This is a genomic window from Pseudomonas sp. IT-P2 (assembly GCF_949767575.1).
Taxonomy (GTDB): Bacteria; Pseudomonadota; Gammaproteobacteria; order Pseudomonadales; family Pseudomonadaceae; genus Aquipseudomonas; species Aquipseudomonas pharyngis.
This window is the reverse complement of the sequence record NZ_CATKQA010000045.1, coordinates 145180-170565: the sequence shown is the minus strand read 5'-3', so window position 1 is coordinate 170565 and position 25386 is coordinate 145180. Positions and strand designations below refer to the sequence as shown.

Below are 25386 nucleotides of genomic sequence, written 5' to 3'. Positions count from 1 at the left end.
GGGGAGGGCGCGAAAAGGCATCTTGATTTGCATCAACGGGATCAGTGGCCCATCAGCCAGTGCTGGTGCGGCCCCGGCAGGGTCCAGATACCGAACAGGATCACCAGCAGACCGCCGGCCATGCGCACGCTGCGTTTGCGCAACAGCGCCGTGACCCGCTCGGCCGCGAGGCCGGTGGCCAGCAACACCGGCCAGGTGCCGAGCCCGAAGGCGAGCATCAGCAATGCACTGTCCAACGCATTGCCCTGACTGGCCGACCACAGCAACGTGCTGTAAACCAGCCCGCACGGCAGCCATCCCCACAGCGCGCCGAGCAGCAAGGCCCGGGGCAGGCTCGACACCGGCAGCAAGCGGTTGGCGACGGGTTGAATGTAACGCCACAGTCCTCGGCCAAGGCTTTCGATGCGGGTCAGACCGCTCCACCAGCCCGCCAGATACAGGCCCATGGCGATCAGCAGCAACCCGGCCAAAACCCGCATGAACAGCGCGGCGGGACTGTTGGCCACCGCCCAACCGGCCAGCCCGATCAGCAGACCGGCCGTGGCATAACTGAGAATCCGCCCGAGGTTATAGGCCAGCAACAATCGAAAGCGTCGGCTGCGTTGTTCCTTGGGAATCGCCAGAGTCAGCGCGCCCATCAAGCCTCCGCACATGCCCAGGCAATGGCCGCCGCCGAGCAGGCCAAGGATCAACGCAGACACCAGCAGCGGCGCCAGTTCAAGCATGAGGTGGCGCCTTGTCGTCCGCTTTTGTCGGGTTGGCTTCGTCCACAGCGGCAGTGTGGTTCGGGTCCTGGTCGTCGAACAGGATGCTGTGGGCCGGACCGTCGAGGTCGTCGTACTGGCCGCTGTCCACCGCCCAGAAGAAGATGTAAACGGCGATGGCCACGATCAGCAGCGCGGCCGGAATCATCACGTAGAGAGCTGGCATCTGTACTCCATGCCCGCGCGGCTCAGGCCGGCAGCGGGCGGGTTTCTGACGTGGCGCTGACGGCCGGCGCACTCGGCAGGCGAGTCAGGCGCAGGGCGTTGAGTACCACGGTCAGCGAACTGATCGACATGCCGACGGCGGCCCACACCGGAGTGATCCAGCCGAGGGCGGCGAACGGCAACATGAGGCCATTGTACAGCGCGGCCCACAACAGGTTCTCGATGATCACCCTGCGAGTACGGCGGGCCAGCGTGAAGGCTTGTACCAAGGCGTCGAGGCGGTTGGACAGCAGCACCGCGTCGGCACTGGTTTTCGCCAGATCAGTGGCCGAGCCCATGGCCACGCTGATGTCCGCAGCGGCCAGTACCGGCACGTCGTTCACGCCGTCACCGAGCATCAACACCTTGCGGCCGTCCTTGTGCAGTTGTTGCAGCACTTGCAGCTTGTCGTCCGGGCGCAGACCGCCCCGGGCCTCGTCGATACCCAGTTCGGCGGCGACACTGGCGACCATCGGCGAACTGTCGCCCGACAGCAGCAGCGTGCGCCAGCCGCGCGCCTTGCACGCGGCGAGCAGGGCCGGGGCGTCGTCGCGCAGACGGTCGTCGAGGGCGAACCAGGCCAGCGGTCCGTTACTGTCACCGAGCAGCAACCATTGCCCCGGTTCCTTCGGCATCGAGGGCACAGGCACGCCGCTGAGATCACAGACAAAATCCGCCTGGCCGATGCGCAAGCGTTGTTCGCCAACCAACCCTTCAAGCCCCAGGCCCGGCGTGCTGTGGACCTCTTCGGCAGCCAGCGGTGCGCGACCGAAGGCGCGGGCGATCGGGTGTTCGGAACGGTTTTCCAGGGCGGCGGCCAGGCTCAGGCATTGATCGTTGTCGAGGGCCCCGAGCGGGCGGATCGAACGCAGTACCAGTCGGCCTTCGGTGAGGGTGCCGGTCTTGTCGAAGATCACCGTGTCGATCTGATTCAAGCCTTCCAGCACATGACCGCGCGTCAGCAGCAGGCCGAGTTTGTGCAGGGTGCCGGTGGCGGCGGTGAGGGCGGTCGGCGTCGCCAGAGACAGCGCGCACGGGCAGGTTGCAACCAGCATTGCGAGGACGATCCAGAACGCCCGTGACGAATCCAGTTCCCACCACAGCAGGCCGATGGCGGCCGCCGCGATCAACGACAGCAGCAGGAACCATTGCGCAGCACGGTCGGCGATTTCCGCCAGTCGTGGTTTTTCCGCCTGGGCGCGATCCAGCAGGCGGACGATGGCCGACAGCCGCGTGTCCTGGCCGAGTGCCTGCACCTCGACGGTCAGCGCACCTTCCACGTTCAGCGTACCGGCGGTGACCGCATCGCCTTTGGTGCGCGGTTGCGGCAGGTATTCGCCGGTCAGCACCGATTCGTCGATGCTCGACTGGCCATCGAGGATCTTGCCGTCCGCCGGCAGCACTGAGCCCGGTTGCACCAGCACCCGATCACCGAGGCGCAGTTCGCTGAGCAGGATGCGTTCGCTCTGGCCGGCGTCGTCGAGGCGCAGGCACGAGGCCGGCAGCAGATTGACCAGTTGTGCGGTGGCGGCAGCGGTGCGCTCCCGGGCGCGGCGTTCGAGGTAGCGCCCGGCGAGCAGGAACAGCGCGAACATGCCCACTGCGTCGAAATACAGTTCGCCGACCCCGGTGATCGAAGTCCAGATCCCGGCGACGTAAGCCGCGCCTATGGCCAGCGACACCGAGACGTCCATGGTGAGGTGGCGGGTGCGCAGGTCGCGCATGGCACCCTTGAAAAATGGCGCGCAGCTGTAGAACACGATCGGCGTGGTGAGGAACAGCGCGACCCAGCGCAGGATCGTATGCAGCTCCGGGCTGAGGTCGATGTTGAATTCCGGCCAGGTCGCCATGGTCGCCATCATCGCCTGGAACCACAACAGCCCGGCGACCCCGAGCTGGCGCAGGGCCAGGCGGTTTTCACTGGCCAGTTGTTCGCTGGCGCGGTCGGCCTGATACGGGTGCGCGGCGTAGCCGATGTGGCGCAGTTCGCCGAGGATCTGGCTCAGTGGCAGCTGAGCGTCAGCCCAGCGCACATGCAGGCGATGGTTAGACAGATTGAGCCGCGCCTCGGCTACGGCGGGCAGGTTGCGCAGGTGTTTCTCGATCAGCCAGCCGCAGGCGGCGCAACTGATGCCTTCCATCAGCAACGTGGTCTCGGCCAGCTCACCTTCGTGGCGCACGAAGGGTTGCTGCACGTCGGCGCGGTCGTACAGCTCAAGCTCATCGACCAGTTGCACCGGCAGCGCTTCGGGGTTGGCCGAAGCTTCGCTGCGATGCTGGTAATAACTTTCCAGGCCGCCGGCGACGATGGCTTCGGCCACGGCCTGGCAGCCGGGGCAGCAGAACTCGCGGGACTCCCCGAGCACGACGGCGGTGAAGCGACTGCCGGACGGGACGGGCAGGGCGCAGTGGTAGCAGGGGATTGGAATGGTCATGAGGCGTTCCGATGATCGTTCCCACGCTCCGCGTGGGAATGCCTCCCCGGACGCTCCGCGTCCGCTTCGGCTGGGACGCGGAGCGTCCCTGGCGGCGTGCCCACGCAGAGCGTGGGAACGATCAGAGTAAGGCTTATTTCTTCAGGTCTTCTGCACCCTGCAACGGCTCATCACCCAGCAACAGATCCTTGTCATGGTTGACCAGCTCTTCCTCGAACATCCGCCACACGTGATCGTCCTGAGTGCCCAGCAATTCAACAAAGCGCCGGCCTTCGACCTTGTCGCTCAACTGGCCAATGTAGCGGCCCGTTTCAGTCTCGCTGCGGGCGAGGACGATCTTGCGATCCTTCTCCGGCTGGGTCGGCGAGATCAGGTTCAGTTCCAGGGTTTTCGGCTGGCTGTCGCCGCTCAGGCGCAGGTCGACTTCGCCGGTGACATCATCCAGGTGCACAGCGGCGCGCATCTTCAGGGTCTGAGCCAGCAATTCACGGTCCAGCGAACGATTGATGCCCTTGCCGGCCTCGTAGTAGTTGTCGTTGACCAGGTTGTCCGGGTTGTTCACCGCGATGGTCACCATGGACAGCGTCAGGGTCACCGAACAGGCCAGAATCGCGATGATGATCCATGGCCAAAGGTGCTTGTACCAGGGACTTGCGGCGTTTGCTGCGGGCATGTTCAGTTCTCTCAACGATTTTGTGGGCCGATGAACCGGCTCTTGGCTTCTACGTGGACGCTGTCGTCATCGGCATCCCTGAGGATGAATTTCACCTCGTTGGTGCTTGATGGCAGTTGTTCAGGCGCGCTCGACAGCTCGACCGGCATGCTGAAGATTTCCCCGGCCGGCACCTTGATCTCGCGTTTGCCTTGCAGGCGCAGATCCGGCAAACCGGCGGCTTCCAGCACGTAGGTGTGGTCGCGCTGATCCTTGTTCATGATCTTCAGGCTGTAGACGTTTTCGATCCGGCCTTCGGCGTTTTCGCGGTACAGCACGCGGTCCTTGCTGACGTCGAAACCCACCAGCGAACGCATGAAGAAGGCCGTCACCAACAGGCTGATCATCGCCAGCAGCACCACGGCATAACCGATCAGGCGTGGCCGCAGTTTATGGGTTTTCTGCCCGGACAAGTTGTGCTCGGTGGTGTAGCTGATCAGTCCGCGCGGGTAATCCATCTTGTCCATGATGCTGTCGCAGGCGTCGATGCACGCGGCGCAGCCGATGCATTCGATCTGCAGGCCGTCGCGGATGTCGATGCCGGTCGGGCAGACCTGGACGCACATGGTGCAGTCGATGCAGTCGCCCAGGCCCTGAGCCTTGTAGTCGATGCCTTTCTTGCGCGGACCACGGCTTTCACCGCGACGCGGGTCGTAGGAAACGATCAGCGTGTCCTTGTCGAACATCACGCTCTGGAAGCGTGCATACGGACACATGTAGATGCACACCTGCTCACGCAGCCAGCCGGCATTGCCGTAGGTGGCGAGGGTGAAGAAACCGACCCAGAAATACGACCAGCCATCGGCTTGCCCGGTGAAGAATTCGATTACCAGTTCGCGGATCGGCGAAAAGTAGCCGACGAAGGTCATGCCGGTGACGAAGCCGATCAGCAGCCACAGCGCGTGCTTGGCGAATTTACGCAGGAACTTGTTGGCGCTCATCGGCGCCTTGTCGAGCTTGATGCGCTGGTTGCGGTCGCCTTCGGTGACCTTCTCGCACCACATGAAAATCCAGGTCCAGACGCTTTGGGGACAGGTGTAACCACACCAGACCCGGCCGGCATACACGGTGATGAAGAACAGACCGAAGGCGGCAATGATCAACAGCCCGGAAAGCAGAATGAAATCCTGCGGCCAGAAGGTGGCGCCGAAAATGAAGAACTTGCGCTCCGGCAGGTTCCACCACACTGCCTGGTGACCGCCCCAGTTCAACCACACCGTACCGAAATACAGCAGGAACAGCGCCGCGCCGCCCATCATCCGCAGATTGCGGAACAGGCCGGTGAAAGCACGGGTGTAGATTTTTTCTCGAGAGGCGTAAAGGTCGACGCTGTTGTTTGCGTTCTTGCTGGGTGGCGTGACGTCGTGTACCGGAATCTGGTTGCTCATCATTGCATCCCACGGCAGTGGAAAAATGCCTCGGTCGATACGTGCCGGCCGGGGTCAAAAAGGGGTGTTGCGGTGGCGCAATGATACGCCTGTACTACCGACGAACGGGTGCGACCTTTGGTCGCGTTGGGGAAAAATCATGAATGGTGTAGCGAATGTAACAAAGCATGATGCAGATCAATTGACTATAGACGATGGGTGCTGCTGACATCGCGACGGCTCAGTCACCCAAACCCGGAAATTGCCGCCGCTTTCATCAATCGGTCAAAGCAACCGGCCGCCGCCAAGGCTGTCCATCCCGCCGGTACTGCGCTTTCTGTCGGCAGTGGCTTCGTTCACGATGGATCGTGTTTGTCGTCTCAGGCTGTCGCTGTTGGCTTCGTCAATTTGTGGCGTCTGTTCACCCATTTGAATCGGCTGATCAGTTTCCTGATTCGGATGTTGTTCGTTCATCGGATAGCTTCCTTGCAAGATGAGTTGTGAGGTAGGCAGCCCATCGGCTGCAGCAGGACGTTATCGCTTGCCAGCCAATGTGCCCATCGAATTTCAGTTGCGAGATGTGAAGCTGAGATGCGGGTCTTTCATTCCCACGGATTGATCAGCGCAACGCCGCTGGATTCAAAGTCGGCGACATTGCGGGTGACCACCGTCAGCCCATGAACCAGTGCCGTCGCGGCAATCAGCGCATCGCTTTCATTGGCCTGATCCGGCACATGAATGCGCGCGCAGCGCAGGGCGACAGCTGCATCGACCGGCAGGATTCGCGCATCGAAGGCCGGCATTACGTGGCGCTTGAGCCAGGTGCGCAGAATCTTTCCCTGAGCCGGATCACGGCGCTCCATGCGTAGGACGCCGGTCTCCAGTTCCTTCAGCGTAATGGCCGAGATAAACATGCGAGGGGCAATGATCGTTCTGGCCCAGGCGACAACGTTCTTGTCGGCCTGGGGTTTGCGCAATTCGGAAATTACATTGGTGTCTAGCAAATACATTCAGGACAGGTCCACAGGGCGGTGAGTGATCACGGCACGCTCGGTTTCGAACTCGATGTCTGCCGCTTCAGGCATGACCAGCAGATCGACGATGCTCGCGTTGAGGCCGGTTAGTTTTTCGTACTCCTCAATGCTTAGCAGTACGTGGGCGGGCTTGCCACGATCCGTGATGATCACCGGCCCATTGCGTGCGGCTTTTTTGGCACTGCTTGTGTCCTGATTGAATTCGCGGCTGGAAATGGTGGTGATGGCCATCATTGCGACCTCTCCTGAAAAAGATATGTAGCAACGTTACTACCTCATGCCTCGTCTCACAACCGGGAAGGCCTGACGAGCCTGACCGCTGGTCGGGCATTCAAAAAGGCAGAAACAAAACGGCCCCGCCAATTCTCATTGGCGGGGCCGCTTTGTTTGCTTCAGGCGTTGGCCTTACTGGGCCTCGGCTTCCGCTGGTTTTTCACCGTGGGACAGGCTGTAAACGTAAGCCGCCAGCAGGTGAACCTTGTCGTTGCCTTGCAGTTGTTCCTGGGCAGGCATCTGGCCCTGACGGCCGTAACGGATGGTCTGCTGCAGTTGGGCGAAGCTCGAACCGTAGATGAACGCGGCCGGGTGGGTCAGATCGGGTGCGCCCATGGCTGGCGTACCTTTACCCGCCGGGCCGTGGCAGGCCACGCAGTTGGCGGCGAACAGTTTCTGGCCATTGGCCGGATCTGCCTTGGTGCCTTCCGGCAGCTTGCGGCCATCCAGATTGGTCAGCACGAACGCAGCCACGTCGGCCACGCCTTGCTCACCGATCACTTCAGCCCAGGCCGGCATCACCGCGTGACGACCGCCCATGATGGTGGTCTTGATGGTTTCCGGCTCGCCACCCCAGCGCCAGTCGGCGTCGGTCAGGTTGGGAAAGCCATAAGCGCCCTTGGCGTCGGAGCCGTGGCAGACCGAGCAGTTGGAGGCGAACAGGCGGCCACCCATTTTCAGGGCTTGTGGATCCTTGGCGACTTCTTCGATCGGCATGGCGGCGAACTTGGCGAAGATCGGACCGAACTTGGCATCCGAACGCGCCATTTCCTTTTCCCACTCGTGAACGCCGGTCCAGCCGGTCTGGCCGTTGGCGAACGCGGTCTGCTTCTCGGTATCGAGGTAGTTGTAGCCCGGCAGCAGGCCTTTCCAGTTGCCCAGGCCCGGGTACAGCACCAGATAACCCAGAGCGAACACGATGGTGCCCACGAACAGCATGAACCACCATTTCGGCAGCGGGTTGTCGTACTCCTCGATCCCGTCGAAGGAGTGGCCGACCGTCTCGTCCGTCTGCTCGCTGCGCTGGCCCTTGCGGGTCGACAGCAGCAGCCAGGTCAGGGAAAAGATCGTACCGAGACTGAGGACTGTGACGTACAGACTCCAGAATGTAGTCATTCTTTGTTACTCCTAGAAGCTTGCTCGACGTGCTTGATGGCTTCGGGATCATCCGCGAAGGGCAGCAAGGTCGCGTCTTCAAACTCCGACTTGCGCTTGGGGCTGAACACCCACAACGCCAGGCCGATGAAGGCAACCATCACGACAACGGTGCCCAGGCCTCGAATCATCCCGATATCCATCAGAATCACCGTTTGCTTTTGATGATGGTGCCCAGGCCTTGCAGATAGGCCACCAGCGCGTCCATTTCGGTTTTGCCCTTCACGGCATCTCTTGCACCGGCGATGTCTTCGTCGGTGTAAGGGACGCCGAGCGTGCGCAACACTTCCATTTTCTTGGCCGTGTCTTTGCCATCGAGCTTGTTTTCTACGAGGAACGGGTAGGCCGGCATTTTCGACTCGGGGACGACGTTGCGCGGGTTGTACAAGTGTGCACGCTGCCAGTCATCGGAGTAACGACCGCCGACGCGGGCCAGGTCCGGGCCGGTACGCTTGGAACCCCACAGGAACGGGTGATCCCAGACGCTTTCACCGGCGACCGAGTAGTGGCCATAGCGTTCGGTTTCGGCACGGAACGGACGGATCATCTGCGAGTGGCAGCCGACACAGCCGTTGGCGATGTAAACGTCGCGGCCTTCCAGTTCAAGGGCGGTGCGCGGCTTCATGCCTTCGACCGGCTTGTTGGTGACGTCCTGGAAAAACAGCGGAACGATTTGGGTCAGGCCACCGACGCTGACGGCGATGACCATGAAGAAGGCCAGCAGACCAATATTCTTCTCGACAGCTTCATGCTTCATCAGTGAGCTCCAACTACGGCGATCTTGGCGGCGGCTTCGGCTTCAGCCGGGTTCGAGGCGCGCACGGTGCGCCATACGTTGTAAGCCATCAGCAGCATGCCGCTGGCGAAGAACGCACCGCCCAGGGCTCGGACGATGAAGCCGGGGTGGCTGGCCTGCAGCGCTTCGACGAACGAGTAGGTGAGGGTGCCGTCGTCGTTGATTGCACGCCACATCAGGCCTTGAGTGATGCCGTTGACCCACATCGAAGCGATGTACAGCACGGTACCGATGGTCGCGAGCCAGAAGTGCGCGTTGATCAGGCCGGTGCTGTGCATCTGCGCGCGGCCGAACAGTTTCGGGATCATGTGGTAGATCGCGCCGATCGAGATCATCGCTACCCAGCCGAGTGCACCGGCGTGTACGTGGCCGATGGTCCAGTCGGTGTAGTGCGAGAGCGAGTTGACGGTCTTGATCGCCATCATCGGACCTTCGAAGGTCGACATGCCGTAGAACGCCAGCGATACCACCAGGAAGCGCAGGATCGGGTCGGTGCGCAGCTTATGCCAGGCGCCCGACAGGGTCATCATGCCGTTGATCATGCCGCCCCAGCTCGGTGCCAGCAGGATGATCGACATCGCCATGCCCAGCGATTGTGCCCAGTCCGGCAGTGCGGTGTAGTGCAGGTGGTGCGGGCCGGCCCAGATGTACAGGGTGATCAGCGCCCAGAAGTGCACGATCGACAGACGATAGGAGTAGATCGGACGTTCGGCCTGTTTCGGCACGAAGTAGTACATCATCCCCAGGAAGCCGGTGGTCAGGAAGAAGCCCACGGCGTTGTGGCCGTACCACCACTGGATCATCGCGTCGGTGGCGCCCGAGTAGGCCGAGTAGGACTTGAACAGGCTGACCGGCAGCGACATGTGGTTGACGATGTGCAGCATCGCGGTCACCACGATGAACGCACCGTAGAACCAGTTACCGACATAGATGTGCTTGGTCTTGCGCTTGGTGATGGTGCCGAAGAACACCAGTCCGTAGGAAATCCAGACAATGGCCAGCAAAATGGCGATCGGCCATTCCAGTTCCGCGTATTCCTTGGTGGTGGTGTAACCCAGCGGCAAGGTAATGATCGCGCCGACGATCACCGCTTGCCATCCCCAGAAGGTGAAGGCCGCGAGGCTGTCGGAAATCAGTCGCGTCTGGCAGGTTCGCTGCACGACATAGTAGGAAGTGGCAAACAGTGCACAACCACCGAAGGCGAAAATCACCAGGTTTGTGTGCAACGGGCGCAGGCGTCCAAAGCTCGTCCACGGCAGACCGAAGTTCAACTCCGGCCAGACCAGTTGCGAGGCGATGAAGACACCGAGCCCCATGCCAAGGATCCCCCAGACCACCGTCATGATGGCGAACTGGCGGACTACCTTATAGTTATAAGCAGTCGGACTGATTGCTGTGCTCATTCTAAGGTTCCACGGTTTGGGTGTTTTATTAGGATTAAAATCGGCCGCAAGTATGTAGAAAGCAGGGGGTCAATGCAACGCGCCATGACCTGGGTCAATGCTTTCCAACGCTGATTCTGCGGCCTTTCCATGCGCCGCGTAAGGACAAAATTGCCCTCGGACAAAATGTCGCAGCGGACGAAAAAAGCGAGGGGTCCCGGTCGGATGTAACGGGGTGTGTTCGAACGCTCGGTTCGGGTGACGGACGGTAATGGGCACGACAACCGGTATCTACCGGCCTTTGCGGCCATGTCAGTCAGCCGATTCGTTCAATTCCTCGCTCGGGGTCGACCTGGAACCGGCACGGGCCAGTCCGCATCGAGCAAGCGTAGACCCGAATCCGGGTAACCGAAAGGAGAGGGGGTGAAGGGGTGCGACAAAAGGAAGCAGCTGCAAGCGACAAGACGAATCATGTCGCCTGCAGGATTGTATACATTGCTTGTGATTTTACTTGGAGCTTTCAGCTTGAAGCTTGTCGCTCAACTGCTCAGTATTTTTTGACAGACTGTATACGTAAGCGGCGAGCAGTTGCACTTTATCGTTGCCCAGCAGCTCGTTCTGAGCGGGCATGTGGCCCTGACGACCATGGCGAATGGTTTGCTCGAGCTGCGTCAGGCTGGTGCCATAGATGAAACCGGCCGGATGCGTCAGGTTCGGCGCGCCCATGGCTTCGGTGCCCTGGCCGTTTGCCCCGTGACAGGCGGTGCAGGTTGTGCTGAACGCCTGCTGACCCGCTTGGAGATCAGCCTTGTTGTCCGCCGGCAGTGGCAGCCCCGCCAGTTCATGACGCACATAGGCGGCGACGTTTTTCACGCCAGTCTCGCCCAGCACTTCACCCCACGCCGGCATCGCCGCCATCCGGCCACCCATGATGGTGGCCTTGATGGTTTCGGCGCTGCCGCCCCAACGCCAGTCCTTGTCGGCGAGGTTAGGGAAACCGAACGCACCCTTGGCGTCCGAGCCGTGGCACACCGAGCAGTTGGAGGCGAACAGACGGCCGCCCATTTTCAGTGCCTGCGGGTCCTTCGCCACTTCTTCCACCGGCATCGCGGCGAATTTGGCGAAGATCGGTCCGAACCTGGCGTCAGCCTTGCTCATTTCCTTTTCCCACTCGTGGACGCCGGTCCAGCCGTCCTCGTAGCCGGGCAGGATGCCTTTCCAGTTGCCCAGGCCTGGGTAAAGGATCAGATAGCCCACGGAAAACACCAGCGTGCCGGCGAACAGCATGAACCACCACTGCGGCAGCGGGTTGTCGTACTCCTCGATGCCGTCGAAGCTGTGGCCCATGGTCTGGTCGACGCTGCCCTTGGTCTCGCCCCGGCGGGTGCCGATCAGCAGCCAGGTCAGGCCGATCAGGCTGCCGATGGTCAGTACGCAGATCCACGTACTCCAGAAGGTGGTCATGGCCGGGTACTCCTTGTTTCATTAGCTTGGGTAGTGTCGGGTTGTGGCTCGTCGGCAAACGGCAGCAGGCGCGCTTCGGCGAACTCCGGCGTGCGCTTGCGGTTGAACACCCAAAGGGTCAGGCCGACGAAGGCCACGAACACCACGACCGTGCCGAGGCCGCGAATCAGCCCCGCGCTCAATTCAAAGACCATGGCTCACCTCTTGCTCTTGATCGCAGTGCCGAGCACTTGCAGGTAGGAGACGAGGGCGTCCATTTCGGTCTTGCCCTTGAGGCTGGCCACCGCGCCGCTGATGTCGTCGTCGGTGTACGGCACGCCGAGGGTGCGCATGGTCTTGAGCTTGGTTTCGGTGTGGCTGCTGTCGACCGGTTGGGTGACCAGCCATGGGTAGGCCGGCATTTTCGATTCCGGTACAACGTTGCGCGGGTTGTACAAGTGCGCGCGGTGCCAGTCATCCGAGTAGCGCGCGCCAACCCGGGCCAGGTCCGGACCGGTGCGCTTGGAACCCCACAGGAACGGGTGATCCCACACGCTTTCACCGGCCACCGAGTAGTGCCCGTAGCGTTCGGTTTCGGCGCGGAACGGACGGATCATCTGCGAGTGGCAACCGACGCAGCCTTCGCGGACGTAGATGTCGCGACCTTCCAGCTGCAGCGCGGTGTAGGGCTTCATGCCCTCCACCGGTTTGTTGGTCACGTCCTGGAAGAACAGCGGGACGATCTGGGTCAGGCCGCCGATGCTCACGGCGAACACCATCAGCAGCATCAGCAGGCCGACGTTCTTTTCAATCGTTTCGTGTTTCATGGCGGACTCCTCAGGCCATCTGCGCGGCAGCAACGACGTCAGCAGGCTGCGAGGCCCGCACGGTGCGCCAGGTGTTGTAAGCCATCAGGAACATGCCGCTGAGGAAGATCGCCCCGCCAATCAGCCGCACGACGAAGCCTGGGTGGCTGGCCACCAGGGTTTCGACGAAGGAGTAGGTCAGCGTGCCGTCCTCGTTCACCGCACGCCACATCAGGCCCTGGGCGATGCCGTTGACCCACATCGAAGCGATGTAGAGCACGGTGCCGATGGTCGCGAGCCAGAAGTGCGCGTTGATCAGGCCGATGCTGTGCATCTGCTCTTTGCCGAAGACTTTCGGGATCATGTGGTACAGCGCGCCGATGGAAATCATCGCCACCCAGCCGAGTGCGCCGGCGTGTACGTGGCCGATGGTCCAGTCGGTGTAGTGGGAGAGGGCGTTAACGGTCTTGATCGCCATCATCGGACCTTCGAAGGTCGACATGCCGTAGAAAGCCAGCGATACCACGAGGAAGCGCAGGATCGGGTCGCTGCGCAACTTATGCCAGGCGCCCGAGAGGGTCATCATGCCGTTGATCATCCCGCCCCAGCTCGGTGCCAGCAGGATCAGCGACATCACCATGCCCAGCGACTGCGCCCAGTCCGGCAGCGCGGTGTAGTGCAAGTGGTGCGGACCGGCCCAGATGTACAGGGTGATCAGCGCCCAGAAGTGCACGATCGACAGGCGATACGAATACACCGGGCGTTCGGCCTGTTTCGGCACGAAGTAGTACATCATCCCGAGGAAACCGGCGGTGAGGAAAAAGCCTACGGCGTTGTGGCCGTACCACCATTGCACCATCGCGTCGGTTGCACCCGCGTACACCGAGTAGGACTTGGTGAAGCTCACCGGTAACTCAAGGTTGTTGACGATGTGCAGGATCGCCACGGTGATGATGAACGCGCCGAAGAACCAGTTGCCCACATAAATGTGCTTGGTCTTGCGCTGCATGATCGTGCCGAAGAACACGATGGCGTAGGCGACCCAGACGATGGTGATCAGGATGTCGATCGGCCATTCCAGCTCGGCGTATTCCTTGGAACTGGTGTAACCCAGTGGCAGGCTGATGGCCGCCAATAGAATCACAAGCTGCCAGCCCCAGAAGCAGAACGCGGCGATTTTCGGCGCAAACAGCTGGGTCTGGCAGGTGCGCTGCACCGAGTAGAACGAACTGGCGAACAAGGCACAGCCGCCGAACGCGAAGATCACCGCGTTGGTGTGCAGCGGGCGCAGGCGTCCGAAGCTGGTCCACGGCAGGTTGAAGTTGAGTTCGGGCCAGACCAATTGAGCCGCGAGAAAAACCCCGAGCCCCATGCCGACGATGCCCCACACCACCGTCATAATGGCGAATTGGCGGACCACCTTGTAGTTGTAGGCGGTACTGATAGAAGTGTTCATGGTTCCCCATCCACGGTTCAGCCGAAGTGAGCGCCAACAGCGCGTCCTTCGCCTGGAGTTATAGGCAGACTAAAAGCGAGGCAAGCATGGACAAACAGCACAAGGCCAGTATTGACGGGGATCAATGGGCGCAGTGCCTGCGGGATCACGGGTGGCTTTGGGATGCCGCTGTTGGCGAGGCTTCGGCGACGCTCATCCTGGCGCATGGGGCGGGGGCGCCGATGGATAGCGACTGGATGAACGATATGGCTGGGCGCCTTGCTGGGCTGGGGGTGAACGTGTTGCGGTTTGAGTTTCCTTATATGGCGCAGCGGCGGGTTGATGGGGTCAAGCGGCCGCCGAATCCTGCGGGGAAATTGCAGGAGTGCTGGCGTGAGGTTTATGGCTTGGTGCGACTTCATGTCGCTGGGGTTTTGGCGGTTGGCGGGAAGTCTATGGGGGGGCGGATGGCCAGTCTGCTTGCCGATGAGCTTGGCGCGGATGCGTTGGTTTGCCTGGGGTATCCGTTTTATGCGGTGGGGAAACCGGAGAAGCCTCGGGTTGAGCATTTGGCTTCTTTGCGGACTCGGACGTTGATTGTTCAGGGGGAGCGGGATGCTCTGGGGAATCGGGACGCTGTCGAGGCTTACGATCTATCGCCGAGTGTTGAGGTGTTTTGGCTGGCCTCTGGGGATCATGATTTGAAGCCGCTCAAGGTTTCCGGGTTTACGCATGAGCAGCATTTGGCTTTGGCGGCGGAGAGGGTTGCCGGGTTTCTTCGTTGAGGTTTGGTTTTGGGGTGTATATCCGTTGCTGCGGTTATGGCTGCTTAGGGTTCCGCCCTTACGGCGGGTCACTTTTGGCAAACGCCCCAAAAGTAACCAAAAGGTCTTGCTCCTACGTCCGGCCCGCTCGCTGAGGCTCGGGGTTCCTTCGCTCCGGGATTCATCCGGGGGCATCGCCTCCGGTTTGCTTCGCTGCACCTCCTCTCGATGTGTTTGGCTTCGCCAAACGGTCGCTGCGCTCCCACCCCCGGATAAATCCCTCCACTCAGCCTTCCGAAGTCGCCCGTGGATCAAGATCAAAAGCTGCAGCCGAGCTAACGCTCATCCTGTTGAGTGGTTAGGAGCCGATTGAAGTGCTGTTCAAAACCTGAGTTCAACTCGGTATCCCACGTCGGCGTACCTCGCCCAAACACTCCGTCAGTCCCCTCTCCCTCGGGGAGAGGGCTAGGGTGAGGGGTAAGGATTTCACTGACACACCACAAAAACTGAAAGCCCCCCAGCCCGGCATTTCCAGCGAATAAACACGATCGCGTCACCACGTTTAAAGTACACGAACCGTTACGCCATAAGGGCTACAACACCTTGCGTCGTTGCCTACGCGTACGCCAGAATCCGCCGGCTTACGCGGTTTGGAAAGGGCTATATCGTTTCCCTGTCACTGAAAAACAGTGATCGGGTTTGGTAGCCCGCTTCGAAACCGTCGTATGGCGTCACCATATGCAGTCCCTTATTTGGGGCTCAGATTTTATGGTGGGCATGCGCGGGGCTCCTTTGTGAGCGCCGGGTTTCCCGTTTCGACCGGTCTACCAACCCGCGTATGGCCACCACCCTTCGTTTGGTAGCGAGGGTGATGGCTCCTAAATATTCGAAACTGGAGTTAAATCTATGTTCAAAGCCACGCCTAACCCACCAGAAGCCGACCCAATCCTCCAAGACCCCGAGCTCGAGTCCCAAAAGACAAAAGAAGCCGCCGACCGCGCACTCGACTTTTACCTCGGCCCCGAAATTCCGAAGTACTTCCCACCCAAGGCCCGTCCCATCTACATGGTCGATCCCACGCTCGATGACGAAACACTGCTTGTCGAAGCCAGTGAATCACTGTCGTCAGCCAACGCCATGGCCGGCAATATCGCCAACTCGGTAAAAGGCCCGGAACGCAAACCGCTGCTGGCGCTGCAACAGCTGATCATGTTGAACGAGCTGCTGGTAAATCGACTGCTGGACAGGCTGCGCTTGCCACAGTAATCGCTGGTAACCGCGTGTAACGCCAAATCAAAAACAAAAAACCGGATAGCTCTCACTATCCGGTTTTTTGTTATCACCCACTAAATACATTTTCCGAGAACTGGCCAGCCAGTTAATCAAAAGTCGTCGAGGTCCAGATAGATGACTTTTCCCACGACCCATGGCTCAACAATCTCGTAATGCACCGTTCGCAGAAATGAACCCCACTCACTCCGGTTATGGGCATCCGGGCCAGTGATTGTCAGCAAAAGGTATTCATCCCGGAAAGCATCGTAGGCGTAGATAAGCCAGAAGTCGTTGTCAGGATCGTCAACCAGGGCAGTTCGATAATACTGGCGGTCTATTTTTGCCCACCGCGCCTGGGTCGCTTGGGTACTGGCCAGGTGGATGTGATGCATATCGCTGAGGTCGAGTCGTTCGTCTCGCCCAAAAATAGCGGGCAGTTCGCCGCACACTTTGTAGTTATAAAAATGAGCGGCGAAATTTTTCCAGTTGTTGATTTGTTCGAAAAGCGCAGAGATTTTGACTGCTGGCATCTATGGCTACTTTGTTATGGGTAGCTTGCCAGTGATCACATATTTATCGAACGCTTTCTGCCCATCACGCGCGGCTTGCCGGACATCAAGAAAAGTCAGTTCATCGCGAATGACTTTTTTGACTGGCTTGTCGATCTTTCTGGTGGTGGCCATCGGAGCCTCCAAAGGAGATGTATTCATACTGACCAGCTTAAGGGATTGGATTTCTACCGGCAAACGATAGAGCCGACCCCAAAGGTGCACCAGTCAGCGGATTCTGGCGTTCTTGTAGGGCATAGCGCCCCTATGTGTAGTCACGCGGTGAGCCACAATAAAAAACCCGGAAGCTCTCGCTATCCGGGTTTTTTCTATTGCAGAACAATCAGCGGTTAAACCGCTCCACCAACGAGTATTGCGTGTTGGCGGTCTTGGTCAGCTCTTCACTCAGCAACGCCGAGTTATGCGCCTGTTCCGAGGTCTGGTCCGCTAGTTCCGAGATGTTGCTGATGTTGCGGCTGATTTCTTCAGCCACGGCACTTTGCTCTTCGGTCGCGGCGGCGATCTGGGTGGTCATGTCGGTGATGTTGGCCACGGCTTCGCTGATGCCCACCAGTGCCTGGTCTGCTTCCAGTACCCGCGCCACACCTTCTTCCGCCTGGCGATGGCCGGCTTCCATGGTTTGTACGGCGCTGGAGGCAGTCTGTTGCAGCTTGGCGATCAGGGCGTGGATCTGGCCGGTGGATTCGCTGGTGCGTTGCGCCAGTTGGCGGACTTCGTCGGCGACCACGGCAAAACCACGGCCCATTTCACCGGCGCGGGCTGCTTCGATCGCGGCGTTGAGTGCGAGCAGGTTGGTCTGGTCGGCGATGCCTTTGATCACGTCGACCACGCCGCCGATTTCGTCGCTGTCCTTGGCCAGTTGGGTGACGGTCAGGCCGGTTTCACCGACCACGACCGACAGGCGCTGGATGGCTTCGCGGGTTTCCCCGGCGATGTCGCGGCCGCGACCGGTCAGGCGGTTGGCCTCCTGGGTGGCGTCGGCGGTGCGCTGGACGTGGCTCGCCACTTCTTGCGTGGTGGCGGCCATCTGGTTGACGGCGGTGGCGACCTGTTCGGTTTCCACGCGCTGACGTTCCAGACCGCTGGAGCTGTTGTGCGCCAAGGCGTCGGACTGTTTGGCCTGATCGGTCAGGTGCTCGGCGGTGTCCTGCAGACGGGTCAGGCAGGTTTTCAGACGCGCTTCCTGGCTGAGGATGGACATCTCCAGACGCGCCTGGGCGCCACGGCTGTCGGTGTACATCTGCGCGATCAACGGGTCGGAGGTGGTCTGCTCGGCCAGACGCAGCAGGCGCTTGAGCCCGCGTTGTTGCCATTGCAGGCCCAGCAGGCCCAGCGGCACCGACAGACCGGCGGCGAGGGCGAAGCCCCACTGCGAGTTGAGGGTGGCGCCGATCATGAAGCTCAACTGGCTGACCAGAATGAACGGCAGCCAGTCCTGCACGATCGGCAGCCATTTGTCGCTCGAAGGAATCGCCGACTTGCCCTGGTTGATGCGTTGGTAGAGCGCTTCGGCACGGCGGATCTGTTCGGCGGTGGGTTTGACCCGCACCGACTCGTAACCGACCACCTGACTGCCATCGAACACCGGCGTTACATAGGCGTTCACCCAGTAATGATCACCGGTCTTGCAGCGATTCTTGACAATGCCCATCCATGGCAAGCCTTGTTTCAGTGTGCCCCACATGTGCGAAAACACCGCTGCCGGGACGTCGGGGTGACGGACCAGGTTGTGCGGCGCACGGATCAGTTCCTCACGCGAGAACCCGCTGATTTCGACGAAAGCGTCGTTGCAGTAAGTGATCACGCCTTTGGCGTCGGTTGTGGAAATCAACCGTTGCTGAGCCGGGAAAGTCCGTTCGCGTTGTGTAATGGGCTGGTTGTTACGCATGGTTTTTCAATCCGCAAGGCTTTGAAAGGTTGTCGGCGGGGTCGGCCATTTATTGAAATTTTTTTTCATTTATAAGTACGGCGTCGCAAAACGGCCCTTGCTTCAACCCGCGAGCATCGGATAGGTGAACAGACCGAAATGCAGCAGGTTCAGGCCAAAGTGCGTGGCGATCGCCGCGCCGAGCCCGCCAAAACGGTAGGCCAGACCATAGCCGACACCCGCCAGGCTCGCCAGCAACACCCATTGCCAGCCGGCGCCCACATGCACCAGGCCGAACAGCAGGGACGCCAGCAGCAGCGCGAGGTTGTCGCCGTAGGGCAGGTGTTTGAAACGCCGGCTGAGGCCGCCCTGGATATAGCCGCGAAACAGAGCCTCTTCGACCAGCGTCACCAGCAGCAGATTGTTCAGCACCCACAGCCATGCCTGATCCGGCCACTTCGGCGCCCAAGTGATCATGCCCAGTAACACGGCGCCGCCCAACGCCAGAATCACGCTCAGCGTCAGTGCCAGCGCGGTGGCGTACACCGTCAGGCGCAATGAGCGTCGCGCGACGATCCACGGGCAGACCAGTAGCAGCCAGAAGCCAATCAGCGGTTTGTCGAGATTCAGGTACATCGAGAACGGCACAGCGTTGTCGGTGAAGCGCTGGGGCTCGATGGCCCGGCCGTTGTAGAAACCCGGCAGCCAGTGCAGGGCCAGCGCCAAGGCCAGCACGATAAACAGGCCATGCCCGAGATAACGCCCGACCGGCACGGTTTGCTGGCGCACGGCGTAACCGGCGAAAACCAGCAGTGCAATGGAGATCAGCGCCAGCCAGCCGAGCTGGCCGAAACTCGACGCCAATCCGTAACCAAGGCTGAGAAGCCCGAGATAGAGCCATGGCAGAGCTGTCATGGAAAGTCCTTGTGCACGATTTGTGGACAGGCTTTCTACACGGGTGGGGACGAGGGGACAAGTGAAGGTGTAGGGGAAATCAGGGACAGCGCCAATCCGTGGTGAAGGAGGGCAAGTAACCCATGTGGGAGCGAGCCTGCTCGCGATGGCGGTGGGTCAGTTGCACAAAAATTAACTGACATGCCTTCATCGCGAGCAGGCTCGCTCCCACATGGCTTTGTGTTTGGCTGAGGGATCAGCGCAGGTTCAATTTCGCCGCCGCGCGCTCGGTGATCTCCTTGCGCAACTTCAACGAAGGCGCCGCACGCTTACGCGCCTCATCGACAACCGCACTCGGCGCCGTCTCCGGGCTGCCCGAATCAAACGGCGGCGCCGGCGCATATTCCAGCTGCAACTGCACCAGTTGCGCCGTATCGACACCGACCAGCTCTTGCGCCAACGTCAGGGCAAAATCGATCCCCGCCGTGATGCCGCCCCCGGTAAACAGATTGCCGTCACGCACCACCCGATCCTTCACCGCAATCGCGCCCAGTGTCGGCAGCAGATCGTGATAAGCCCAATGCGTGGTCGCCCGTTTACCCTGCAACAGACCCGCCGCCCCGAGCACCAGCGAACCGGTGCACACCGACGTCACGTAACGCGCCTGCGCCGCTTGCGCCTTGATGAACGCCAGCGTCTGCTCATCTTCCATCAACGGCCCGACGCCTGCGCCGCCGGGTACGCAGATTACGTCCAGAGCCGGGCAATCCTCGAAGGTGGTGGTCGGTTTCAGCACCAGCCCGGTGCTGGCGGTGACCGGCACCAGATCCTTCCAGATCAGGTGCACTTGCACGTCCGGCAACGACGCCAGCACGTCATACGGGCCGGTCAGGTCGAGTTGCTGCACCTGGGGAAACAACAGAAAACCGATCTGCAACGCCATGATTCTTCTCCGTGAAAGGGGTGGACGGCTTCACTGTAGGCGCGTAGGTTTTGGCGCATACGCCAATCAGCCCACGAATTACGCCAAATGCCGAAAACCATCCATGTCCTCGCATTCGCCAACGTGCAATTGCTCGATGTCACCGGGCCGTTGCAGGTCTTCTCCTCGGCCAACGACATTGCCCGCCAGCAGGGTTTGCCTGCGCCGTACGCACCGACGGTCATCGCCAGCGGCGGTGGGGCGGTGAACTCCTCTGCCGGGTTGGCGATGCTGGCCGAATCGCTGCCGGAGCAACCCAGCGATACGCTGATCATCGCCGGAGGCTGGGGCGTGTATGCGGCCTCTGAAGCTGCCGAGTTAGTGAGTTGGGTGCGAGAGCACGCGAACGGCTGCCGGCGCGTGGCTTCGGTTTGTACCGGCGCATTTCTGTTGGCGGCCAGCGGCTGGCTCGACGGTCGCCGGGTCGTCACCCACTGGACCCGCTGCGAACAACTGGCGCAGCAACACCCGCGCTTGCAGGTCGAGCCCAATCCGATCTTCATCAACGACGGCCCGGTCTGGACCTCGGCGGGCGTCACCGCCGGCATCGACCTGGCGCTGGCCATGGTTGAAGACGACCTCGGCCGCGACATGGCTCTGGACGTTGCCCGGCAACTGGTGGTGTTCCTCAAGCGCCCGGGCGGGCAATCGCAATTCAGCGTGACGCTGTCGCTGCAAAAACAGGGCAATCGCTTCGACGATTTGCACGCGTGGATCGCCGAACACCTGACTTGCGATCTGGGTATCCCGACCCTCGCCGAACAGGCCGGCATGAGCGAACGCAGCTTCGTGCGCCACTACCGCGCCGACACCGGCCAGACCCCGGCCCGCGCCATCGAACTGATCCGCGTTGAAACCGCTCGCCGGTTGTTGAGTGACACAGGTTTGCCGATCAAACGGGTCGCGGCCAACTGTGGATTTGGCAGTGAAGAAACCTTGAGACGCAGTTTCCTGCGGGCCATGGGCGTGACGCCGCAGGCGTATCGGGAGCGGTTTTCGGTCAGCGCTGCAGCAGATCCAGTAATGCCTTGAGCGTTTCGCCCGGCGCTTCCTCGGGAATGTTATGCCCGACACCCGCCAGCACCCGCCGCTCGTAAATCCCGGTGAAGTGGTGGGCATCTTCATCGTCTTCCGGCGCCGGGCCAACACCATCATCCGCACCGCACAGCGAAATCGTCGGCACGCCGATCGCCGGCTGTTTCTCCAGCGCCTGCTCCATCCCTTCCAGCGCCGGATCGCCCGGCGCATACATGAAGCGATGGCGATAAGAGTGAATCACCACCTCGACGAAATCCGGGTTGTCGAACGCCGGCGCGCTCAGCGGAAAACGCTCGGCGTTCCGCGCCCAGGTCGGTGACCACAATTGCCACAGCAACTCGCACAGCGCCCGACGATTCTGCGTCAGCCCTTCAACGCCACGGGGCGTGTGGAAGTAATACTGATACCAGAAGCGATGCTCGCTCTGCGGATCCAGCGGCTGGATCGAATTCGGAATGTCCTGCAGGTTGTAGCCATCGCCCGTCACCAACCCGCGCACCCGCTCGGGGAACAGCGCCGCCACAATGCACGCCGCCCGACCGCCCCAGTCGTAACCGCACAGCGTTGCTTGCTCGATCCCCAGTGCGTTCATCAAATCCAGCAGATCCTGCGCCAGCGCCGCTTGCTGGCCGGAACGCAACGTGTCCGGGCTGTTGAAACGGGTCGGGCCGTAACCGCGCAGATACGGCACGATCACCCGATAACCCTTGGCAGCGAGGGGCGGGGCGATTTCGTCGTAGGCGCGGGGGGAGTAGGGGAAGCCGTGGAGCAGGATGACCGGCATGCCGTTTTCCGGGCCGTGATGTTCATAGCCGATGGTCAGGCTTGGGGTCTGGCTGAATCGGATTTCGGCACGGGTCATGGAAAGTCTCCTTACACCTCGGCTTCCGCCACCTGATTGAAATACTTGCTGCGATCCGGGGTAAACGTCACCACCATCTTGGTCCGCGAGCAGGTCATGACCCGCTCGGCGCCCAGATCAATATCCAGATCCTCCCCGCGCAAACCCTGCCACTGGGCGAGGTATTTCAGTGATCCGTATTTTTCATTCTTCTTCAGGCTGCGACTGACTCCGCCTTTCCAGCCGAGTACCGGCAGTTCATCGGCACGGCAGCGTTGGGCGAGGTCGGGGAAGCGGGCGGCGCGCTGGCGGCCGATTTCCCAGCATTTGATCAGGCCCTTGTCGGCGGCTTCCCACAGTTCGTCGCGCTTGAGGCCGGTGCGCAGAGGGGTATCGATCTGGCGGTGGATGCGTTGGCTCATTCTGGTTCCTTGAATCGGGTTTTTATTGGACAGCTCCGCTGTGCCCGTTGCGGTGGATGGTAGGGGGGGATGTAACAGCTGGCAACAAGGTATTTCGGGGTGTAAGTGCGAGTTGCGGGCCAAGCGTTACACGGGGTTGGCAGGTTTCTGTAGGCCGTGCCATCAACAAGTTGTATCGAAAGGAATCGATTGTGTGGGCCAGCCCTTCAACTACAAGGCTCGGGGGTGTTTGCCGTTCGTAGGTGGCCATCCTACAAACGGCGGTTGGAGTTGAGATCTTTCTTACAGGCTCTGGCGAAGAAGGATGACTACGGCTGCCAGGAATTCTTCTCCCCACTCAACTTGCGATCAAGAAAACTCGCCGCACTGATCAACGCCAGATGGGTTAACGCCTGTGGCGTGTTGCCCAGATGCCGGCCTCGGTTGTCGAACTCTTCCGCGTACAGCCCCAGCGGATTGGCGTAACGCAGCAGTTGCTCGAATTCCAGATGAGCCTTTTCAACTTGCCCTGCGCGGGCCAGGCATTCGACGTACCAGAACGAGCACGCGGCGAAGGCGCCTTCAGTGCCGGACAAACCGTCGATGCCGGCATCGTCGTTGCGGTAGCGGTAAACCATGCCGTCGCGCACCAGATGTTTCTCGATGGCTTCCAGCGTCGCCAGCCATTTCGGATCCTTGGCGCTGACGAAACGCACCAGCGGCATCAGCAGCATCGAGCCATCCAGCGCGGTGCCGCCCTGGTATTGCACGAAATGTCCGCGCTCTTCGTTCCAGAAGTTGTCCCAGATGTCGGCGTGGATCGCCTGACGGGTCTGGTCCCAGCGGGCGAACGGTGCCGGCAGCGAGCGTTTTGAAGCCAGGCGGATCGCCCGGTCCAGCGCCACCCAGCACATCAGTCGCGAGTGCAGGAAGTGATGTTGCTCACCGCGCATTTCCCAGATGCCTACATCCTTGGTCTGCCAGGTCTCACAGACCTGGTCGACCACTTCCATCACGTGTTTCCAGCCTTCGTGGGAAATCGCGTCGCCGTATTTGTTGACCAGATAAACGGCGTCCATCAGTTCGCCGAAGATATCCAGTTGAATCTGGTCGTACGCGCCATTGCCGATCCGTACCGGTTTCGCGCCGCCGTGTCCGGCCAAATGCGTGAGTTCGGTTTCCGGCAGTTCCTGGCGGCCGTCGATGGCGTAGAGGATGTTCAGCTTCATCGATGACTGGCCGCAGCAGTCGCTGACCCGCCCGCGCAGCCAGCGCATGTAGGCGTTGGCTTCGTCGACAAACCCCAGGCGCATGAAGGCGTAGACGGTGAACGAGGCGTCGCGGATCCAGGTGTAGCGATAGTCCCAGTTGCGTTCGCCGCCGGGTGTTTCCGGCAGGCCGAAGGTGGCGGCAGCGAGGATTGCGCCGTGCTGGCGTGAGGTCAACAACTTCAGAGCGAGGGCCGAGCGGTTGACCATTTCCCGCCAGCGACCGCGATAGTTGGACTGGCCGATCCAGTCGCGCCAGAACTTCAGCGTGCGTTCGATGCACAGTTGCGCGGCGCCTTCGGCGAAGCGCGGATCGTCGCTGGCGCCGAGCATGAACGCCGCCGTTTGATCTTGCTTGAGAGTGAACTGCCCGACTGCCGCTGCGTTATCGACGCTCAAGGTTTGATCTGACGCCAGTCGCAGTGTCGGCTGCCCGCTGGCGCTGAACAGCACATCCTTTTTATCAATGACGGCGCGAGTTTCAACGCGGGCATAGTCATGCCGAACCGCGCAGCGCAGGTGAAACGTCGCCTGCCCGCTGACCACCCGAACTCGGCGCATCAATAGCGGCAAGGCATCGTCGTTGTCGCCAATCGGCAGCAGATCGGTGATTTCCACCACGGCGTGATCGCTGAGCCAGCGGGTTTGCAGGACGTTGGTGTCCGGCAGGTAGATCTGCTCGCGCCGGGCATCGGGCAGGTCCGGGGCGAGCTGGAAAATCCCCGCATCGGGCGTGTCCAGCAGCGAACAGAAGATCGACGGACTGTCGAACTCCGGCCAGCAGAAGAAATCCACGCTGCCCTTGTCATTGACCAGCGCGGCGCTGCGCAGGTCGCCAATGATGCCGTGGGCGTCGATGGGGCTTTGTCGTTCGGATTGATGCTCAGCCATTGCCACGGAACTCCGGATAGAGGCTCATACCGCCGTCGATGAACAGGGTGGTGCCGACGATGTAGTCAGAGGCGTCGGAGGCGAGAAACACCACCGCGTTGGCCACATCCTCGACATCGCCGATGCGCCCATAAGGGATGAGTTTGAGCAGGTCCTGCGCGGCGTCGCCTTCGGTGGCGTCTTTATTGATGGCCGTGCGGATCGCCCCCGGTGCGATGCCGTTGATGCGGATGCGCTGGTGGCTGACTTCCTGGGCCAGCGTCTGCATCAACTGATCGACGCCGCCCTTGGACGCTGCGTAGTTAACGTGCCCGGCCCAGGGAATGCGCTGGTGCACCGAGCTCATGTGGATGATCTTGCCGGCAGCCCGCGACACGCCTTCGCGCACGCCCTGGCGGTTGAAGATCCGCAGCGCGGCACGGGCGCAGAGGAACTGGCCGGTGAGATTGACGCCGATCACCGCGTTCCAGTCGGCCAGCGACATATCCACAGCCGCCGCGTCTTTTTGCAGGCCGGAATTGGCCACCAGAATGTCCAGTGTGCCGAAGGCGTCGAGGGTCTGCTGGAACAGCCGCTCTACGTCTTCCTCCTTCGAAACGTCGGCGCCGATGGCGATGGCCCGGCCACCGTCGGCGACGATCTGCCGGGCCAGCGCTTCGGCGGGCTCGGCCTGACGGTTGTAGTTAATGACCACGGCAGCACCGGCAGCGGCCAGGGCTTTGGCGGCACCGTGGCCGATGCCGGAACTGGCGCCGGTGACAAGAGCCACCTGACGGGCGAGGGAAATCTGCAT

28 protein-coding genes are annotated in these 25386 nt (G+C 61.1%); 3 read left to right on the top strand and 25 right to left on the bottom strand.

Translation table 11 applies throughout. The annotated features are described in order from the left end of the window. Positions 1 to 41: 41 nt before the first annotated feature. From ACM6JM_RS22500 to ccoN (ACM6JM_RS22425), 16 genes are all read right to left on the bottom strand, one after another. A complete protein-coding gene (locus tag ACM6JM_RS22500; RefSeq protein ID WP_039770036.1) occupies positions 42 to 725 on the bottom strand; it encodes a sulfite exporter TauE/SafE family protein in 684 nt (227 codons plus the stop codon). Next, positions 718 to 930, bottom strand: coding sequence for a cbb3-type cytochrome oxidase assembly protein CcoS (gene ccoS, locus ACM6JM_RS22495; RefSeq protein ID WP_064594725.1), 213 nt, complete (start codon positions 928 to 930; stop codon positions 718 to 720). The genes ACM6JM_RS22500 and ccoS overlap by 8 nt, the downstream gene beginning before the upstream one ends. Before the next feature lie 22 nt (positions 931 to 952). Further along, positions 953 to 3403 carry a heavy metal translocating P-type ATPase gene (locus ACM6JM_RS22490; protein WP_414882512.1) on the bottom strand — a complete coding sequence of 817 codons (2451 nt, stop codon included), beginning with the start codon at positions 3401 to 3403 and terminating at the stop codon, positions 953 to 955. A 133-nt stretch (positions 3404 to 3536) separates the two neighbouring features. After that, positions 3537 to 4076 (bottom strand): FixH family protein, encoded by a 540-nt coding sequence (locus ACM6JM_RS22485; RefSeq protein ID WP_085667902.1) that lies wholly within the window; start codon positions 4074 to 4076, stop codon positions 3537 to 3539. Positions 4077 to 4087: 11 nt separating this feature from the next. Further along, on the bottom strand, positions 4088 to 5503 hold the full coding sequence (gene ccoG / locus ACM6JM_RS22480; RefSeq protein ID WP_085649031.1) for a cytochrome c oxidase accessory protein CcoG: 1416 nt from the start codon (positions 5501 to 5503) through the stop codon (positions 4088 to 4090). Between the two features lie 264 nt (positions 5504 to 5767). Further along, positions 5768 to 5956 (bottom strand): hypothetical protein, encoded by a 189-nt coding sequence (locus ACM6JM_RS22475; protein ID WP_039770042.1) that lies wholly within the window; start codon positions 5954 to 5956, stop codon positions 5768 to 5770. Positions 5957 to 6084: 128 nt separating this feature from the next. After that, entirely contained in the window at positions 6085 to 6492 is a 408-nt protein-coding gene (locus ACM6JM_RS22470; protein WP_039770044.1) for a type II toxin-antitoxin system VapC family toxin, read from the bottom strand. Continuing rightward, on the bottom strand, positions 6493 to 6747 hold the full coding sequence (locus ACM6JM_RS22465; RefSeq protein ID WP_039770179.1) for a type II toxin-antitoxin system Phd/YefM family antitoxin: 255 nt from the start codon (positions 6745 to 6747) through the stop codon (positions 6493 to 6495). It abuts the gene before it with no gap. A gap of 174 nt (positions 6748 to 6921) precedes the next feature. Beyond that, positions 6922 to 7905 carry a cytochrome-c oxidase, cbb3-type subunit III gene (gene ccoP / locus ACM6JM_RS22460; RefSeq protein ID WP_039770046.1) on the bottom strand — a complete coding sequence of 328 codons (984 nt, stop codon included), beginning with the start codon at positions 7903 to 7905 and terminating at the stop codon, positions 6922 to 6924. After that, positions 7902 to 8087: a CcoQ/FixQ family Cbb3-type cytochrome c oxidase assembly chaperone gene (locus ACM6JM_RS22455; protein WP_003175465.1), complete on the bottom strand. Its 186-nt coding sequence runs from the start codon at positions 8085 to 8087 to the stop codon at positions 7902 to 7904. The genes ccoP (ACM6JM_RS22460) and ACM6JM_RS22455 overlap by 4 nt, the downstream gene beginning before the upstream one ends. Positions 8088 to 8092: 5 nt before the next feature. After that, positions 8093 to 8701, bottom strand: coding sequence for a cytochrome-c oxidase, cbb3-type subunit II (gene ccoO, locus ACM6JM_RS22450; protein ID WP_011333287.1), 609 nt, complete (start codon positions 8699 to 8701; stop codon positions 8093 to 8095). Then, positions 8701 to 10143: a cytochrome-c oxidase, cbb3-type subunit I gene (ccoN, locus tag ACM6JM_RS22445; RefSeq protein ID WP_039770049.1), complete on the bottom strand. Its 1443-nt coding sequence runs from the start codon at positions 10141 to 10143 to the stop codon at positions 8701 to 8703. Before ccoN (ACM6JM_RS22445) ends, ccoO (ACM6JM_RS22450) begins: the two co-directional genes overlap by 1 nt. A gap of 486 nt (positions 10144 to 10629) precedes the next feature. Then, positions 10630 to 11586, bottom strand: a complete 957-nt coding sequence (gene ccoP, locus ACM6JM_RS22440; RefSeq protein ID WP_414882511.1) for a cytochrome-c oxidase, cbb3-type subunit III — start codon at positions 11584 to 11586, stop codon at positions 10630 to 10632. Next, on the bottom strand, positions 11583 to 11780 hold the full coding sequence (locus ACM6JM_RS22435; protein ID WP_085667900.1) for a cbb3-type cytochrome oxidase subunit 3: 198 nt from the start codon (positions 11778 to 11780) through the stop codon (positions 11583 to 11585). The genes ccoP (ACM6JM_RS22440) and ACM6JM_RS22435 overlap by 4 nt, the downstream gene beginning before the upstream one ends. Positions 11781 to 11783: 3 nt before the next feature. After that, positions 11784 to 12392, bottom strand: a complete 609-nt coding sequence (gene ccoO, locus ACM6JM_RS22430; RefSeq protein ID WP_414882510.1) for a cytochrome-c oxidase, cbb3-type subunit II — start codon at positions 12390 to 12392, stop codon at positions 11784 to 11786. Positions 12393 to 12402: 10 nt separating this feature from the next. After that, positions 12403 to 13827 carry a cytochrome-c oxidase, cbb3-type subunit I gene (gene ccoN / locus ACM6JM_RS22425; RefSeq protein WP_007969190.1) on the bottom strand — a complete coding sequence of 475 codons (1425 nt, stop codon included), beginning with the start codon at positions 13825 to 13827 and terminating at the stop codon, positions 12403 to 12405. 86 nt (positions 13828 to 13913) lie between these two features. On the opposite strand from ccoN (ACM6JM_RS22425), the gene ACM6JM_RS22420 reads away from it, so the two are divergent. After that, positions 13914 to 14591, top strand: a complete 678-nt coding sequence (locus ACM6JM_RS22420) for an alpha/beta family hydrolase (protein ID WP_074687647.1) — start codon at positions 13914 to 13916, stop codon at positions 14589 to 14591. Positions 14592 to 15476: 885 nt separating this feature from the next. Then, a complete protein-coding gene (locus ACM6JM_RS22415) occupies positions 15477 to 15836 on the top strand; it encodes a DUF6124 family protein (protein ID WP_039770060.1) in 360 nt (119 codons plus the stop codon). Positions 15837 to 15952: 116 nt separating this feature from the next. On the opposite strand, the gene ACM6JM_RS22410 is transcribed toward ACM6JM_RS22415, so the two are convergent. From ACM6JM_RS22410 to inhA, 5 genes are all read right to left on the bottom strand, one after another. Beyond that, complete coding sequence (locus tag ACM6JM_RS22410) at positions 15953 to 16372, bottom strand: type II toxin-antitoxin system YafO family toxin (RefSeq protein ID WP_039770062.1); 420 nt, start codon at positions 16370 to 16372, stop codon at positions 15953 to 15955. 6 nt (positions 16373 to 16378) lie between these two features. Continuing rightward, positions 16379 to 16525: a hypothetical protein gene (locus ACM6JM_RS22405; protein WP_165369536.1), complete on the bottom strand. Its 147-nt coding sequence runs from the start codon at positions 16523 to 16525 to the stop codon at positions 16379 to 16381. 208 nt (positions 16526 to 16733) lie between these two features. Next, the gene (locus ACM6JM_RS22400) at positions 16734 to 18299 is read right to left on the bottom strand and encodes a methyl-accepting chemotaxis protein (RefSeq protein WP_039770064.1); all 1566 of its coding nucleotides are present in this window, start codon (positions 18297 to 18299) and stop codon (positions 16734 to 16736) included. A gap of 102 nt (positions 18300 to 18401) precedes the next feature. Further along, a complete protein-coding gene (locus tag ACM6JM_RS22395) occupies positions 18402 to 19193 on the bottom strand; it encodes a CPBP family intramembrane glutamic endopeptidase (RefSeq protein WP_039770065.1) in 792 nt (263 codons plus the stop codon). Positions 19194 to 19428: 235 nt separating this feature from the next. After that, a complete protein-coding gene (gene inhA / locus ACM6JM_RS22390; RefSeq protein WP_414882509.1) occupies positions 19429 to 20115 on the bottom strand; it encodes an isonitrile hydratase in 687 nt (228 codons plus the stop codon). Positions 20116 to 20202: 87 nt separating this feature from the next. Here inhA and ACM6JM_RS22385 point away from each other — a divergent pair, with 87 nt between their 5' ends. Then, on the top strand, positions 20203 to 21186 hold the full coding sequence (locus ACM6JM_RS22385) for a GlxA family transcriptional regulator (RefSeq protein ID WP_103386391.1): 984 nt from the start codon (positions 20203 to 20205) through the stop codon (positions 21184 to 21186). On the opposite strand, the gene ACM6JM_RS22380 is transcribed toward ACM6JM_RS22385, so the two are convergent. From ACM6JM_RS22380 to ACM6JM_RS22365, 4 genes are all read right to left on the bottom strand, one after another. Beyond that, the gene (locus ACM6JM_RS22380) at positions 21155 to 22054 is read right to left on the bottom strand and encodes an alpha/beta fold hydrolase (RefSeq protein WP_103386390.1); all 900 of its coding nucleotides are present in this window, start codon (positions 22052 to 22054) and stop codon (positions 21155 to 21157) included. The two genes, ACM6JM_RS22385 and ACM6JM_RS22380, sit on opposite strands and share 32 nt — an antisense overlap. Before the next feature lie 11 nt (positions 22055 to 22065). Beyond that, positions 22066 to 22455 (bottom strand): hypothetical protein, encoded by a 390-nt coding sequence (locus tag ACM6JM_RS22375; RefSeq protein ID WP_074687651.1) that lies wholly within the window; start codon positions 22453 to 22455, stop codon positions 22066 to 22068. A gap of 308 nt (positions 22456 to 22763) precedes the next feature. Further along, positions 22764 to 24593, bottom strand: a complete 1830-nt coding sequence (locus tag ACM6JM_RS22370; RefSeq protein ID WP_414882508.1) for a glycoside hydrolase family 15 protein — start codon at positions 24591 to 24593, stop codon at positions 22764 to 22766. Next, the gene (locus ACM6JM_RS22365) at positions 24586 to 25386 is read right to left on the bottom strand and encodes a glucose 1-dehydrogenase (protein ID WP_414882507.1); all 801 of its coding nucleotides are present in this window, start codon (positions 25384 to 25386) and stop codon (positions 24586 to 24588) included. Before ACM6JM_RS22365 ends, ACM6JM_RS22370 begins: the two co-directional genes overlap by 8 nt.

Excerpts from the sequence above, each read along its gene's own strand:
- ccoN (WP_007969190.1), bottom strand. The coding sequence starts at position 13,827 with ATGAACACTTCTATCAGTACCGCCTACAACTACAAGGTGGTCCGCCAA.
- ACM6JM_RS22485 (WP_085667902.1), bottom strand. The coding sequence starts at position 4,076 with ATGCCCGCAGCAAACGCCGCAAGTCCCTGGTACAAGCACCTTTGGCCA.
- ccoS (WP_064594725.1), bottom strand. The coding sequence starts at position 930 with ATGCCAGCTCTCTACGTGATGATTCCGGCCGCGCTGCTGATCGTGGCC.
- ccoN (WP_039770049.1), bottom strand. The coding sequence starts at position 10,143 with ATGAGCACAGCAATCAGTCCGACTGCTTATAACTATAAGGTAGTCCGC.
- ACM6JM_RS22370 (WP_414882508.1), bottom strand. The coding sequence starts at position 24,593 with ATGGCTGAGCATCAATCCGAACGACAAAGCCCCATCGACGCCCACGGC.
- ACM6JM_RS22435 (WP_085667900.1), bottom strand. The coding sequence starts at position 11,780 with ATGGTCTTTGAATTGAGCGCGGGGCTGATTCGCGGCCTCGGCACGGTC.
- ACM6JM_RS22490 (WP_414882512.1), bottom strand. The coding sequence starts at position 3,403 with ATGACCATTCCAATCCCCTGCTACCACTGCGCCCTGCCCGTCCCGTCC.
- ACM6JM_RS22410 (WP_039770062.1), bottom strand. The coding sequence starts at position 16,372 with ATGCCAGCAGTCAAAATCTCTGCGCTTTTCGAACAAATCAACAACTGG.
- ACM6JM_RS22465 (WP_039770179.1), bottom strand. The coding sequence starts at position 6,747 with ATGGCCATCACCACCATTTCCAGCCGCGAATTCAATCAGGACACAAGC.
- ccoO (WP_414882510.1), bottom strand. The coding sequence starts at position 12,392 with ATGAAACACGAAACGATTGAAAAGAACGTCGGCCTGCTGATGCTGCTG.
- ACM6JM_RS22365 (WP_414882507.1), bottom strand. The coding sequence starts at position 25,386 with ATGCAGATTTCCCTCGCCCGTCAGGTGGCTCTTGTCACCGGCGCCAGT.
- ACM6JM_RS22395 (WP_039770065.1), bottom strand. The coding sequence starts at position 19,193 with ATGACAGCTCTGCCATGGCTCTATCTCGGGCTTCTCAGCCTTGGTTAC.
- ACM6JM_RS22375 (WP_074687651.1), bottom strand. The coding sequence starts at position 22,455 with ATGAGCCAACGCATCCACCGCCAGATCGATACCCCTCTGCGCACCGGC.
- ACM6JM_RS22475 (WP_039770042.1), bottom strand. The coding sequence starts at position 5,956 with ATGAACGAACAACATCCGAATCAGGAAACTGATCAGCCGATTCAAATG.
- ACM6JM_RS22400 (WP_039770064.1), bottom strand. The coding sequence starts at position 18,299 with ATGCGTAACAACCAGCCCATTACACAACGCGAACGGACTTTCCCGGCT.
- ACM6JM_RS22470 (WP_039770044.1), bottom strand. The coding sequence starts at position 6,492 with ATGTATTTGCTAGACACCAATGTAATTTCCGAATTGCGCAAACCCCAG.
- ACM6JM_RS22500 (WP_039770036.1), bottom strand. The coding sequence starts at position 725 with ATGCTTGAACTGGCGCCGCTGCTGGTGTCTGCGTTGATCCTTGGCCTG.
- ccoO (WP_011333287.1), bottom strand. The coding sequence starts at position 8,701 with ATGAAGCATGAAGCTGTCGAGAAGAATATTGGTCTGCTGGCCTTCTTC.
- ACM6JM_RS22385 (WP_103386391.1), top strand. The coding sequence starts at position 20,203 with ATGCCGAAAACCATCCATGTCCTCGCATTCGCCAACGTGCAATTGCTC.
- ACM6JM_RS22380 (WP_103386390.1), bottom strand. The coding sequence starts at position 22,054 with ATGACCCGTGCCGAAATCCGATTCAGCCAGACCCCAAGCCTGACCATC.
- ccoP (WP_039770046.1), bottom strand. The coding sequence starts at position 7,905 with ATGACTACATTCTGGAGTCTGTACGTCACAGTCCTCAGTCTCGGTACG.
- ccoP (WP_414882511.1), bottom strand. The coding sequence starts at position 11,586 with ATGACCACCTTCTGGAGTACGTGGATCTGCGTACTGACCATCGGCAGC.
- ACM6JM_RS22420 (WP_074687647.1), top strand. The coding sequence starts at position 13,914 with ATGGACAAACAGCACAAGGCCAGTATTGACGGGGATCAATGGGCGCAG.
- ccoG (WP_085649031.1), bottom strand. The coding sequence starts at position 5,503 with ATGAGCAACCAGATTCCGGTACACGACGTCACGCCACCCAGCAAGAAC.
- ACM6JM_RS22455 (WP_003175465.1), bottom strand. The coding sequence starts at position 8,087 with ATGGATATCGGGATGATTCGAGGCCTGGGCACCGTTGTCGTGATGGTT.
- ACM6JM_RS22415 (WP_039770060.1), top strand. The coding sequence starts at position 15,477 with ATGTTCAAAGCCACGCCTAACCCACCAGAAGCCGACCCAATCCTCCAA.
- ACM6JM_RS22405 (WP_165369536.1), bottom strand. The coding sequence starts at position 16,525 with ATGGCCACCACCAGAAAGATCGACAAGCCAGTCAAAAAAGTCATTCGC.
- inhA (WP_414882509.1), bottom strand. The coding sequence starts at position 20,115 with ATGGCGTTGCAGATCGGTTTTCTGTTGTTTCCCCAGGTGCAGCAACTC.